Origin of the sequence: Paenibacillus sp. FSL H3-0310, from assembly GCF_038002785.1 — a bacterium.
Taxonomy (GTDB): domain Bacteria; phylum Bacillota; class Bacilli; order Paenibacillales; family Paenibacillaceae; genus Paenibacillus_AQ; species Paenibacillus_AQ odorifer.
In genome coordinates this window covers 2,918,716-2,931,949 of the sequence record NZ_JBBODC010000001.1, presented here as the reverse complement: position 1 = coordinate 2,931,949, position 13,234 = coordinate 2,918,716, and the positions used below count along the sequence as shown (strand labels likewise).

The following is a 13,234-nucleotide window of genomic DNA, read 5'->3' as shown; positions in this document are numbered from 1 at the left end:
AGAAAAGAAACGCATCGAGTCTATAGACTCGATGCGTTTTTTTATAATTGATTATAAAGCTCATCATCAACAGGTTCTAACCATTCTGTTTCTCCGGGTGAAATGGCTAAGTGGACAAACCAACTGTCTTTTGTAGCACCATGCCAATGTTTTACGTTCGCTGGAATATTCACAACATCCCCGCTTTGGAGGAATTGAGCTGGTTTGCCTTTTTCTTGATACCAACCCTCACCACCGGTAACTAATAATACTTGTCCGATTTTATGGAAGTGCCAGTTATTGCGAGCTCCCGGGGCAAAGGTTACGTTCCCAATAGGCGCATTCAAAGGTGTCGCATCAGTATAAATCATCTGCAAGTATGCATCACCTATAAAATTAGCTTCAACCTTTTGTCCGAGTGGAAAGATAGTACTGTTGCTTAGTTGCTCATTAGCCATAATAAAAAAACCTCTTTCGTTTAATTTTTATAAATTTCTTTGGCAATATTAAATGCCGACCAAGCTTTAGGCCACCCTATATAAAACGAAAGGTGCGTGATGATTTCCGCTACTTCATCTTTTGTGACTCCGTTTGCCTTTGCTTTATGCAGGCAGATAATTCTTTCTCTCTTGACCACACTTCACCGAATAAGATATCATCGTTCAGTTCAGCAAATTTCGGAGCGAATTCTCCTAACAAGTCTCGTCCTGCTGTTTGTTTTTCAGCCATATAAGAACATCCCTTTCATCGATGATTAACTGCTTCAAAATGAAGTATAGACCTTAAAGTACACTTTAAGGCAAGCCATAAAAATGGATTCATACTCCGACATTTGGTTTTTTATTAATTTAAGTATATCCTTTGAATAGAAACAAAATTAGAAATGGAGGTGGGGATCATGCCTTATTCCATTGGAGAATTTGCAGAAATCGTCGGTGTTAACAAGAGCACGCTCAGATATTATGAAATGGAAGGCTTACTTACTCCACATCGAAGTGACAATAATTTACGCGAATATACAGATCAGGATATAGGTTGGGTTCAATTTTTGCTTCATTTAAAAGATTCAGGAATGACGATGGCAGAATTGAAGCAATATACCGAGTGGCGGGCTATGGGGGACGAGACAATTCCTGAACGGAAAAATTTACTTGAACAGCGTAAGCAACAAGTGGAACAAGAAATTAAGGCATTGCAACAAAACTTAGATATACTGAACCGTAAAATTGTATTTTATAATGATCAACTAACGGGGAATAAATACGAATTCGTCCTTTATCACAATGAAAAGAAATCACATTAAGAAGAAAAAGTAGATTCCTAACAAGTTAAGAGGCAGATGAACAACTTTTGATTATCAAAGGTTGTTCATCTGCCTCTTCTAATTTCAAAACTTGAAATCGAAGATGAGAGTCTATTTGTGTAATCATATTGCATGATCCGGTCGAGATATTACATTCTCATTTATCCGTTTATTAATTATATTGAAGCTGTATTCGTTAAAAAAACCAGAGTAAAGGAGAAATTACTTTTGAGAAGAGAACTGAGGAAGGTTTTGTCTTTTTTGTTGGTTTTAGTGACAGTGGTTGGCACAGGGATTAGCTTTGACGGCAATATTGTAAACGCTTTCGGTCCTAATGTCTTATATGTACCACCAGCAGATTCACCATCCTATGGGGCTTTATCACCTAGGGCAATCCAGCTTAAATATAGTGGCATCAACAATAATAAAATGTATGCTACATTTGAACAAACCTCTAATACCACCCCTGTTTTCCCTATTTATGAAAGCGTTGACAATGGTGTCACTTGGAATCAGGCTGGAGAAGTGGAGGATACTCAAAACGGTTGGGGAATGTTAAATTGCCCTGAATTGTTTGAACTCCCCCAATCTATAGGTAACATGCCTGCAGGTACTATGCTTCTTGCAGGAAATTCTGTGCCAAGCAACAAAGCAGCTACCAAGTTGGAATTATATAAAAGCAATGATTTAGGTAGAACATGGACATATGTAAGCACCATTGCTGAAGGTGGACGAAACGATATTGGTTACGATCCCATTTGGGAGCCTTTCTTTTTGGTTCACAACAACAAACTCATTGTTTATTATTCAGATGAACGTGATCCTGCCCATGCCCAGAAGTTAGTTCATCAGACTACGTTGGAGGGTACGAACTGGGGACCTGTGGTAGTTGATGTGGCATTTGCAGACAGTAAATTACGTCCAGGAATGCCTACAATCGCTAAGCTGGGCAATGGTAATTACGCAATGACCTATGAGATGGTCGGATACCCGGGCGTGCCCAATTATTTGAAAATTTCAGCAGATCCTGAGAGCTGGAATCCAACTGAAGTAGGATCTCTTGTAGGGTACGGAGGAAGTCCCTATATTTCTGCTTTGGGAGATGGGAGACTCGTATTAAACGTTGCAGGAAAAAAAGAAGTGCTGATCAACTCTTCTAGATTGGATGCATCCGGAAGCTGGGTTCCATATAATCCGCCCGTAGATGCAGGGTATAACCGCCAACTACTGCCGCTTAGCAATGGCCGCTTATTTATCCCTCAAGCCGGATTTTTTAGTGGGAAAAACACGGTGAAATATGGCGATATGTCCGTAGGTTACTACAAATTAATTAATGTGAAGAGTGGGAAGGCTTTAGGTGTATTGGAAGGCGGAACTGCGAATGGCAATCCACTCGTCCAATGGAGCAGCGGGACTAATTCTTTGGATCAATATTGGCTCATTTCCACAGCGGAAAGTGGTTATGCTCCTAACGGTTACAAAACCATTGTGAATGCAAAGAGTGGAAAGGTCGCCGGAATATTAGAAGGATCAACAACAGAAGGAGCTAAAGCCGTATTATGGACTGAAAACCATTCCGATGACCAGCAGTGGACTTTACAAGCCTCTGGTAACTACTACAAGATTGTTAACCGTAACAGTGGTCAGACGTTAGGTATAGCGCAGGGTTCTACTGAAGAGGGTACCCAAGTTATACAGCAGACTGATGCAGGCAGCACTGATCAGCTGTGGGAGTTGGTTCCAGATGAAGGACATATTATGGTGGACAGTTATCGAATGGTTAATGAGAATAGTGGTAAAGTGTTGGGTATCTATCAGGGTTCGATGGCGGATGGAGGGAAGGCGGTTCAGTGGACCAGCGGAATTTCATCCCATGACCAAAATTGGTTTGTAGTCAGCACAGCTGATGGCTATACGAAGCTGGTCAATACTAATAGTCGTAAAAACCTGGGCATTTTAGGAGGTTCATTAGCTAACGGTGTTCAAAGTGTACAATGGAATGATAACGGATCGAATGACCAGCAGTGGACTTTGGAGTCCTCAGGTGATTTTTACAATATTATTAATCGTAATAGTGGAAAAGCTCTGGCAGTAGATCAGGGTTCGACGACAGAGGGAGCAAATATTATTCAAACAAATAATACAGGTTCTGCTGGCCAGCACTGGAAACTAGTCTCGAATAGATAATTTATGTAACCAAAAGTCATCGACCTTAAATTAAGGGTGATGACTTTTTGTCGATATAAGCTTTGAATGACTAAATCGTCACCTTCAGTGTCACGGGAATGTCACTTTGGAGAGATATACTATTTCCATCGACATATGGAGGGAATTGTGAAGTTATTATGGGAGTGAAATTACGAAAGATTCTTATTATAGGAACTATTTTGTATACACTGTTGATCTTATATTTTTTGTTTTTTGCTTTCAATAGAGTAGAGCATGCAACAAGCCAGTATGAATATACGTTTATGTTGATTCCAGAAAGTGTTCCGCTTCTTTTTCCTGATCTCTTTGACCTATCCTTTTCTTGGGTTTATGACTTTGGGAACATCGCTGCTTTTATTCCTTTTGGCGTATTATTCCCTTTGCTGTATCGTACACATTTTAAGAAGTTTATTTGTGTGTTTATCTTAACAATTTTTGTGCTGGAAAGTCTTCAAGCTTTAACTTTTTTGGGTTCCTTTGATGTAGCCGATGTCATCTCCAATACGTTAGGGGCAATGATCGGATTTTATGCATATAAGATTGGGTTTTCCCCGGAAATCACCAGGAGATCACTTTTTACTTCGGCATTATCTGTTGTTGTGCTATTGGTTGGAATCATGGGAATCTCTGAGATCATTGATTTAACTCTGAAGAAAAGTGAAAGACCTGTGCAGGGATTACAAACGTTGGAAAAGCTTACGGGAAGCATGCCTATCACGCATAATCTTCCCAGTTTCACTATCGCAGGTGAAAATATAATACCAAAAATGAATTTGTACAGCAGTGAAGGTGAAGATATTAAAAAATACACCTATACTTTGGGTGATAAAAAAGAGGTATGGTTATATTTCAGCTTTGGATTCCCGCAAAATGAAAATTCTAGCAGTGAACTAATGATTATAGCTGATGGTAACATGATCCTTCAATCCAGTGAACAATATAGTTCCCAAGCTGAACTCAACAATACGGCATTAGTTACCGTAAAAGAAATAACCTTTATCCTTAAAGGGAATGTGAAGTTATGGGATGTAGGATTTAGTGAAATGAAGCATTGGTGGGAATGAGGAACTAACCCTTCGTTAATTTTATTAACGGAGGGTTTCTTTTGCTGATCGCCTCATATACATATTCCGATATACAGCCGGGGTGAGGTTCTCGTATTTTTTGAAGGTTTTAATGAAATAGCCCGTGTCGCAAAAGCCCAAATCATCACTGACTTGATTGATCGGGGAATCCGTGGATTCCAGCAGTTGCTTAGCCCATTCAATCTTGAGTCTGGCAATGAAGATGGAGAAATTCTCTCCAGTTTCTTTAGTGAAAATACGGCTGAAATAACTGGGGCTGATATGACAAAGCTTAGCCATCTCTTTGAGGCTGAAATTCTCATTTTTGTGAGCATAAATGTAATTAAAAGCAGGCTGAAGCACAGAATTTACTGAGACGAACTTTTGTACACCATTCTTTAATTTGGTCTCGATCAAGGCCCCGGATAACTCCTGCTGTATGGATTGGATTTTTCGGTACGTACGGTCTGACTCGTCCATTGCTTCAGCAGAAGCGGGTTCTTCTATATTGGTGGTCAGAACCTTTTTGTACAAATCCACAGTAGTATGCTTTTGAATGGCTTCCTCCACGATATAGGTACTTAACTGCAGCAGCAGCTCAACACACTTTGTTACTTCATCGTAGGATAAAACAGGCAGTGCCTGGTAATCCTCTTTGAGTGTTTTAAATTTCATGTTCGTCTCCACATTCGGCGGGCGAGAGACAATTTGCTCCAGTTGTGGCACGTCAGGTTCACGAAGCTTGAGCTGTCCGGCCATAATTGCACCTAGATATTGATTATCTATAATGATGGGAATCGCGATATCTATAATATTGAAATGACATAAATAAATAAACGGTTTGTTCTGGCGGACCGCTTCAATCCCAGCGCGGGCATCACATTTTTGACAATATTGTGAGAGATGGGAGTCCTGGCGCACACCTTGACAGAATGGCTGGCAATAGCTGTGCTTGGTCACAGGAACACCCTTGTAATCAACAGTAAGAATAGCCATTTTGGTTACAAGAGATAAGGAATCCTGGAGCTTTTCCCATTTCTTCAAGTCAATAATTTCTTCTAGATTGAACCGGGATTTTGACATCACAAAATTCTCCTATGTAAGTTATAGAATCTTAATGAACATTATACAGAATAATTCAACACAATGACATGAAAGTTCGATTTTTCACGATTATGACAAAAAAATACGATAAGAAAACGCTTTAATAAGCTTTTATTGTTTCATGTTTCTTAAATTAGAGCAATCTATAATGATAACTATAAACAACTGAGGAGGAACGAAAAATGAGAAGAGCATTTATCAGTCCGACGAAATATGTACAAGGTGAGAATGAATTATTGAACTTAGGTTACTTCGTAAAAACATTTGGTGATTCTGCTTTGTTAATTGCCCATCCAGATGATGTAACACGTGTGAAAGACAAACTGGAGTCAACTAAACAGAAATTTAATATAACTCTTGTTGAAAGCGGCTTCCACGGGGAATGCTCAAGACAAGAAGTCGCCAGATTACAAGCGCTAGCCAAAGAACATCAATGTGCATGTACGATTGGCTTGGGTGGAGGTAAGGCGATTGATACGGCAAAATGTGTAGCTGAAGGAGAAGCGCTGATTATCGTTCCAACGATAGCAGCAACTGATGCTCCGACAAGCCACTCAGCGGTGCTCTATACTCCGGAAGGTGAATTCGATGATTATGCTTATTTCAAGCAAAGCCCGAGTGTAGTCATGATTGATACAACAGTTATTGCCAATGCACCTACAAGATTTCTTGTGGCAGGTATGGGAGATGCACTTTCAACCTATTTTGAAGCAAGAGCTACTGCAAATTCTTACTCCAATGTGAATGCAGGTTTACCTTGCGGAGTTCGTGAAGGGGTTTGCGGTGAAGCTAAAGGAACAGTAACTGCGTTGGGACTTGCGAAGCTCTGCTATGAGACATTGCTTGAGAATGGATTCAAGGCGAAGCAAGCTTGCGATCTGAATATCGTAACCCCAGCTTTGGAGAATATAATTGAGACGAATATTCTTTTATCGGGTCTTGGGTTTGAAAGTGGTGGTTTGGCAGCGATTCATGCGATTCATAATGGGTTAACTGCTTTGGAAGGAACTCATCATTATTATCATGGTGAAAAGGTTGCCTTCAGCACGATTGCTCAATTGGTTCTTGAAAATGCAGACCGGACTGAATTAAAAGAAGTGTTGGACTTCTGTCTTTCGATTGGCCTCCCAGTATGCTTAGCGGATATTGGTGTTGAGCTTGTAACCTATGAGGAACTGCTTGAGGTTGCTAAAAAAGCTTGCATTGCTGAGGAATCTATCCATTCGATGCCGTTCCCAATTACGGAGGATGCGGTTGCATCAGCAATTATGGCAGCCGATCAATTAGGCCGTCAATATAAATCAAGTAAGGAGCTTTAAGATGAAAAAAATAATAAACAAGCCGGAGACTCTGGTTAGGGAAATGTGTAACGGGCTTGTCTTGGCGCATCCCGAGCTGGATTTCGATCCTAAATTCAAAGTGATTTCTAAGAAAGAGATCAATCAAGATAAAGTTACTCTGATCAGTGGTGGCGGAAGCGGGCATGAGCCGGCTCATGCCGGGTTTGTAGGAACCGGGATGCTGGATGCAGCTGTATGCGGTGATGTGTTTGCTTCTCCATCCCAAATTCAGGTTTATCAAGCGATTCGCCGCACAGCCAGCACCAAAGGTTCGCTGCTTATTATCAAGAATTATAGCGGTGACATCATGAACTTTAAAAATGCTGCCCATCTAGCAACTGAAGACGGTATCGAAGTGGATTATGTCAAAGTAGACGACGATATTGCCGTTGAAGACAGCCTTTATACAGTAGGGAGAAGAGGCGTAGCCGGAACAGTGCTTGTTCATAAGGTAGCCGGAGCAGCAGCAGAAGCTGGATTGTCCTTAGCGGAAGTGAAAGAAGCGGCGCAACATGCAATTGATCATGTGCGCAGCATAGGCTTCGCATATACCTCTTGTACCGTGCCTGCCAAAGGTACTCCGACATTTCATATTGAAGAGAACGAGATGGAATACGGGGTTGGCATCCATGGAGAACCTGGAATACGCAGGGAGAAAATTGTACCCGCAGATGAATTAGCACAGCGAATGATTACCTCTTTGCTAGACAACTTCCAAATGAATGATCAGAAGCAGGAGGAAGTAGCCGTATTAATTAATGGTTTTGGCGGCACCCCGCTGCAAGAGTTATATTTGCTGAACAATTCTGTCATCCGCGAATTAACCGCTAAGAATAAGCAAGTGTTTAAAGTGTTTGTTGGTAACTACATGACCAGCATTGACATGGCAGGTGCATCGGTGACGATAATGAAGCTGGATGAGACACTGAAGAAATGGTTATCTGCGCCTTGTGATACACCAGCCTTGTCGATTAAAGGCCCTTTTGAGCCTGTGAAATATACTGAAGTAATCCAAGAAGAGAAAGCAGACAGCAATGTATCCTTTAAGAATAATACGGATGCTGCTGCAGCGGTGATTAAGAACAATCGGTTTACTTTGCAAAATATCGTCTATCTGCTCGATCAAATGAGCCAGGTTATTATCGAGAATGAAGTTCCGTTCTGTGAGCTTGACTCCCACGCTGGAGACGGCGATTTCGGGATGAGTGTAGCTAAGGGCTTTAAACAGCTGAAAGTCGAGTGGGAAGATATTTTAGCTCATCATCTCACTAATATCGGTGAGTTCCTTGACGCCTGCTCCATGGTCATTATGGAATATTGCGGCGGAGCATCCGGACCGATCTGGGGATCAGGCTTCCGCGCAGCGAGCAAAAATGTTCAGCAGAAGGAAGAGCTGACCATTCAGGAGTTTGCTGATATGATGCAGTCTGTTGTCAAAGGGATTCAAGATACGGGTGAAAGATCTTTTGGCAGAGGGGCTGTCGTCGGAGACAAGACATTGATTGATGCGCTTGTACCGTTTGCAGATGCCTGGACCCAAAGTGCAGAACAAGGCGACGATATCAAAGTGGCGGCAAATAAAGCAGCGGAAGCAGCTGTCCAAGGTTCTAAAAATACTATAGAAATCGTTGCCCGTATGGGAAGAGCCGGCACAGTGGGGGAACGCAGCATAGGTTATCCAGATGCGGGTGCTCATGCGCTTGGGGTTATTTTCACAGAGCTGGCAAAAGCAATGAAATAAACAGGTTTAACTGGCGTATCACCTAAAATTAAAAAAAACGTACTGCATTAGCTGCAGTACGTTTTTAATTTAAATAACAAATTCAACGATGTATTGTTGGCAAATGAGTTCATATCCCAGCGATTGATATAGAGAAATGGCTCCTACATTCTCCTCAAAAACATTCAAATATACGTTAGCTGAAATGGCATGTCCTTGGCGTGTTAGCTCTGCACAGACTTTTTTACCATAACCATTTCTTCTCCAGGCCACATCTGTTCCGATATTTCCTAGTTCAACGTAATCCTCACTATATATATGGTATCCTCCTACAGCAATCAGCTCGTCTTGTGCCATCACACCATAGAACGGATTCTGTAATTCTTCTTTTGAAAAAGCCATGGTTTGCAGCTCGTTCATCTTTGCTTCAATTCGCTGGAAATGAGCAGGCCCTAAGTGCATAACATGCTTGTCCGCTGTTGGTAGAACATCTTCATGAATATGTTTCATTAGAAGTAATTTTTGGGGAGGGCTGTAGAACTCAAGCTGAGAAGCAAAGACCTGCAGCTCTTGTTCGTTAATAATAAAGCTACCCACCGCATGGTTATGTAGATGCAATTCATCTTTCATGAACGCCAACATTGAACTGAGACAAAAGGATTGCTGAACTGGATATACAGAAAAAGCATTAAACGGAAGGCCACTTAAAAAGGCTAATACTCCAAGCAACTCGCCCTGGTCAGAATACTGACCGTAATGCACTGTGTTTTGTCTGCGAAAAGTAAGGTATGAATAATATAAAAAATGCTGTTCCTTATTAATCGAGCTTAATATAACATCTAACTCTGCTGCTGTTAATTTTCTAAACATATACGACCTGCCTCCATTAACAATTGCTGTTGCTATTTCCTCTTGCCGAATTTGCACAACCTTTTCTAATATATCATAAATCAGAACTTTAATTGCTTTATTGCTGGGTTGAGCCAAGTATGATACTATTGTCCCCTTAGAAACATAAAATGAGATATGAAGGTTTTCTTGAAAGGATGATATATATTAAGGCAATCTTAGTTCGGTACTTCGGAAATCCGCAAGATCGAACCGCCATGTTCAACGCTGCTTCCTTAGTCATCGATGCTTTTATTGGTATAGGCAAGTTAATTCTTGGGTTATATCTATTGTCCGGATGGTTCATCACAAATGCACTTTATTATCTGATCCTGTGTATAGCCAAAGGACAGGTGCTTCATAAATATACATTAGCTAAAAAAGTCAGTTCAGCACAGCAAAGGTATTCCATGGAGCTTTATGTTTATAAGCGTGGCGGTGTTTTTCTTTGTCTTCTAGGGGTTTCTTATCTGTTGGTCTGCTTGCGGATTTATCTAGTCGGAGACGCTTTGGTTTATGAAGGTTACATTGTATATCTGGTAGCACTGATCGCTTTTACAAAACTTGGTTTTGCCATTCATGGAAATATTGTTAACCGTCATCTCAAAAATCCCATTATATCAACATTAAAAATGATTAGCTTTACTGATGCCTTAGTCTCCATTGTTGTCACTCAAATGGCTGTGCTTACAATGAAAGGCTCACCTCAGGCATTAAACGCCAGCGCGTTGTTTGGCATGGGATGTAGTGTTTTATTTTGTCTGGGGGGGATCTGGATGATGCTCCGTAAGACAAAGGCTCCAATGAAGGAAGTAGAATTAATTAAAAATTAGATGATATCATAACTTCCCCTTATCCCTTAGGATGAGGGGTTATTTGTATTTTTATGTCATATTATCAGCGTTGAATGCCGAAGCTTATAGAAAATTATATTTTTATGCAACCTAAACACTTCTTTTCCTACTTTATAAGTGAATGCTTAATCAAATCGAACGGAAGTGATGGAGTGGAAGATAGTGAAATCATACAATTGTATTTTGCACGTAATGAAAGGGCAGTAGAAGAAACATCGAAAAAATATAGAAATTATTGTACTCGGATCGCTCATAACATTTTGTCTAATGCTGAAGATTCGGAAGAATGTGTTAACGATACCTTTCTTGGTGCATGGGAAGCAATACCGCCGAAGTCTCCTGCAAAGCTGTCCTCTTTTCTGGGGAGAATCACACGAAATATTGCTTTGAACAAATACGATTATTACATGGCTAAAAAACGGAATAAAAAATTCGATACGATTCTTAATGAATTAAACGATTGTTTATCCTCTTCAGACAACGTTGAAACCCAATACGAGGAAGCACAAATAGCCGAATCTATAAGCAAATTTCTACACAACATTAAGGAAGATCAGCGGAATGTTTTTTTGAGGCGTTACTGGTATTCTGATTCTTTGGCCGATATTGCCGCACGCTTCTCAATCAGTGAAAGTAAAACCAAATCAATTCTTTTCAGAACACGCAAAAAACTCCAAATATATCTTCAGAAAGAGGGTTATTTCCTTTGAATAATAAAGAGCTCTTCAAAACAATCGGTTACATAGACGAAAATCTGATAGAAAAAGCCAACTCCGCGAGACGCACTAATAAAAAAGCTTATGTAAAGTGGGGCTCACTCGCAGCTTGTGCTGCATTGGTGTTATGTGTGGCCGTTTATAAATTTCCGCAGACTCCGTTGCCTAATTCACCACAAATATCACAGCAGACACCAGTCTCGTCTCCCACAGGGGTTCGCAAAATTCTGAATTACAATGGATACCGTTATGCATTCGTAGCAGATGGCGCTCAGTTTAAGTTCACAGGTATGGAGCCTGACAAATCGCTTGGTGCATTAGAGTTTGATCTCAACCAAGAGCCCGGAAAGAATGACGGGGATAAGAATGCGGAAAAAGATTATGCCGCTACGTTCGCTATGGGTGGAAAGCTGTATGAAATCCCAACATACCCATCCCATTTTCGTATTGCAGTTAAGGATGAGCAATATTATTATCTAGCTGAAATTGTGGCGAAGGTAGACGATTCTGCAATGAGCGCGAAGGAGTATCTAGATCTGGCTAATCTGAAGGAGCATGCAAAAGATATCTATATTCTGAATCATGTGGGGAATGACGTGCAAAAGACTATCACTGATCATCCTATTGTTGAGTCCATTATCGAAGGTTTGTACAGCGCAAAAAAAACAGAGCTAAGCATTAAGGAATATGACGCTCTTGCAGCGGCGCAATCCCAAGGAAAATCATATCAATTACAGTTCAACCTCAAAGACGGGACTTATATCGCCATGTATATCATTCCCGAATTAAAGGTGGTGTCTATGGGTGATGCTTATTATTATTTGCCTGATGCCTTTTTTGATCAAACCAGCGACCTCTTTTCAGGGCTGACACAAGAAGTGCTACCGCTTTACTGAGAAGGCGGAGATAAGAGATCCTTAAAAACTGTACATTGCAGGTTATCTAATATCTCGCATATAATGATCTAAATGATAATCGTTATCATTTAATAGAAGAGAAAAGGTGATCTGCTCATGATAAAACATAATATTGGGATTACGGAGTGCAGCTTACCTGCTGAGTGTATAACAGAATGACAAGTTCATCTATTCATAACATCTATAACGGGTATTTCGATGCTTTGTTTGAGGCTCCGTCTATGAGGGGCACTACAGAGAGGAAACATTTTGCACAATCCAGTACACAAGGATACGTCGATAGAGTGATCACACCCTCCGGGATCGAAATTGTTGATAGTGATTACCGTTTTGCTGATGATCGCCTAGTTCGGGTTCAATCCGAAGCGGCGATGATTGAGTTAAGCTTTTGTCTGCAGGGAAGCGGGGAAGTTCATGTAACAGATACCAGCCATGAGTTAATGCCCGATAGTTGTTCATTGCAGTTCATGCAGGATTTCCAAGCGGAATTTCACTATCGCAGTGCTGAACCTATCCGTTTATTGTCCATAGGTGTACCGGTTACACTATTCGATTCATGGATGGCGGATCAAGGCTCTTCACATGCTCGCAGCTTATCCGGGCTGTTAGATTCACGTGCTTTTCGAATGTTCCGTATGCCTATTCTTCCAGAAACCACCCGATTATTGGTGCAATTGAGAGACTGTCCATATCATACCTCCATGCGCCGGTTGTACGTAGAGGGGAAGGCATTAGAACTCCTATCTGTATATTTTGACGCATTTCTTTTTGAGCAGAAACATACTAAACGCAGTTTGCATTTATCACGTAGTGACCGAGAAAACATTCGGAAAGCCAGGGATATCATCCTTGACCACATGGCAAACCCACCTTCGCTAATCGAATTGTCCAAGCTGGCAGGCATTAACGAATACAAATTAAAAGTTGGATTTAAGGAAGAGTACGGAACAACTGTATTTGCATATTTACGGAACAAACGTTTAGAAAAAGCATGGGAAATCATAAGTACCGGGGAAATTAGTGTCAGCCAAACGGCGACGATGGTAGGTTACAACAACTTTAGTCATTTTGCCGAAGCTTTTCGGAAGCAGTATGGAATTAATCCTTCAGAAGTAATTAAAAAACGATAAAAATTAAATAA

Annotated in this window: 14 protein-coding genes; 9 read left to right on the top strand and 5 right to left on the bottom strand. The window is 40.8% G+C overall.

Annotated elements, in window-relative coordinates:
* Window positions 1-41: 41 nt before the first annotated feature.
* From MHH63_RS13160 to MHH63_RS28590, 3 genes are read right to left on the bottom strand one after another with little or no spacing between them, the layout of a single operon-like run.
* Entirely contained in the window at window positions 42-437 is a 396-nt protein-coding gene (locus MHH63_RS13160) for a cupin domain-containing protein (RefSeq protein WP_076184592.1), read from the bottom strand.
* A 20-nt stretch (window positions 438-457) separates the two neighbouring features.
* Complete coding sequence (locus MHH63_RS28595) at window positions 458-616, bottom strand: carboxymuconolactone decarboxylase family protein (protein WP_445254245.1); 159 nt, start codon at window positions 614-616, stop codon at window positions 458-460.
* Window positions 547-708: a hypothetical protein gene (locus tag MHH63_RS28590; protein ID WP_445254246.1), complete on the bottom strand. Its 162-nt coding sequence runs from the start codon at window positions 706-708 to the stop codon at window positions 547-549. Before MHH63_RS28590 ends, MHH63_RS28595 begins: the two co-directional genes overlap by 70 nt.
* A gap of 169 nt (window positions 709-877) precedes the next feature.
* Here MHH63_RS28590 and MHH63_RS13150 point away from each other — a divergent pair, with 169 nt between their 5' ends.
* The 3 genes from MHH63_RS13150 to MHH63_RS13140 all read left to right on the top strand — a co-directional run bounded on the left by MHH63_RS13150 (window position 878) and on the right by MHH63_RS13140 (window position 4,554).
* The gene (locus MHH63_RS13150) at window positions 878-1,282 is read left to right on the top strand and encodes a MerR family transcriptional regulator (RefSeq protein ID WP_076125629.1); all 405 of its coding nucleotides are present in this window, start codon (window positions 878-880) and stop codon (window positions 1,280-1,282) included.
* A gap of 228 nt (window positions 1,283-1,510) precedes the next feature.
* Window positions 1,511-3,469, top strand: a complete 1,959-nt coding sequence (locus MHH63_RS13145; protein WP_341171641.1) for an RICIN domain-containing protein — start codon at window positions 1,511-1,513, stop codon at window positions 3,467-3,469.
* A gap of 158 nt (window positions 3,470-3,627) precedes the next feature.
* Entirely contained in the window at window positions 3,628-4,554 is a 927-nt protein-coding gene (locus tag MHH63_RS13140) for a VanZ family protein (protein WP_341171640.1), read from the top strand.
* A 24-nt stretch (window positions 4,555-4,578) separates the two neighbouring features.
* Here the strand turns inward: MHH63_RS13140 and MHH63_RS13135 are convergent, their stop codons facing one another.
* Entirely contained in the window at window positions 4,579-5,637 is a 1,059-nt protein-coding gene (locus tag MHH63_RS13135; protein WP_341171639.1) for a PocR ligand-binding domain-containing protein, read from the bottom strand.
* A 203-nt stretch (window positions 5,638-5,840) separates the two neighbouring features.
* On the opposite strand from MHH63_RS13135, the gene MHH63_RS13130 reads away from it, so the two are divergent.
* Both MHH63_RS13130 and dhaK read left to right on the top strand, forming a co-directional pair.
* Window positions 5,841-6,977 carry a glycerol dehydrogenase gene (locus tag MHH63_RS13130; protein ID WP_341171638.1) on the top strand — a complete coding sequence of 379 codons (1,137 nt, stop codon included), beginning with the start codon at window positions 5,841-5,843 and terminating at the stop codon, window positions 6,975-6,977.
* Window position 6,978: 1 nt separating this feature from the next.
* On the top strand, window positions 6,979-8,739 hold the full coding sequence (dhaK, locus tag MHH63_RS13125; protein ID WP_341171637.1) for a dihydroxyacetone kinase subunit DhaK: 1,761 nt from the start codon (window positions 6,979-6,981) through the stop codon (window positions 8,737-8,739).
* Window positions 8,740-8,808: 69 nt separating this feature from the next.
* Here the strand turns inward: dhaK and MHH63_RS13120 are convergent, their stop codons facing one another.
* Window positions 8,809-9,588, bottom strand: a complete 780-nt coding sequence (locus MHH63_RS13120; RefSeq protein WP_341171636.1) for a GNAT family N-acetyltransferase — start codon at window positions 9,586-9,588, stop codon at window positions 8,809-8,811.
* Window positions 9,589-9,737: 149 nt separating this feature from the next.
* Here MHH63_RS13120 and MHH63_RS13115 point away from each other — a divergent pair, with 149 nt between their 5' ends.
* The 4 genes from MHH63_RS13115 to MHH63_RS13100 all read left to right on the top strand — a co-directional run bounded on the left by MHH63_RS13115 (window position 9,738) and on the right by MHH63_RS13100 (window position 13,223).
* Window positions 9,738-10,439, top strand: coding sequence for a hypothetical protein (locus tag MHH63_RS13115; RefSeq protein ID WP_076125619.1), 702 nt, complete (start codon window positions 9,738-9,740; stop codon window positions 10,437-10,439).
* A gap of 74 nt (window positions 10,440-10,513) precedes the next feature.
* Window positions 10,514-11,170, top strand: coding sequence for an RNA polymerase sigma factor (locus MHH63_RS13110; RefSeq protein ID WP_249267686.1), 657 nt, complete (start codon window positions 10,514-10,516; stop codon window positions 11,168-11,170).
* On the top strand, window positions 11,167-12,072 hold the full coding sequence (locus MHH63_RS13105; protein ID WP_341171635.1) for a hypothetical protein: 906 nt from the start codon (window positions 11,167-11,169) through the stop codon (window positions 12,070-12,072). Before MHH63_RS13110 ends, MHH63_RS13105 begins: the two co-directional genes overlap by 4 nt.
* Before the next feature lie 176 nt (window positions 12,073-12,248).
* On the top strand, window positions 12,249-13,223 hold the full coding sequence (locus MHH63_RS13100; protein WP_076125617.1) for a helix-turn-helix transcriptional regulator: 975 nt from the start codon (window positions 12,249-12,251) through the stop codon (window positions 13,221-13,223).
* The last annotated feature ends 11 nt before the right edge of the window (window positions 13,224-13,234 follow it).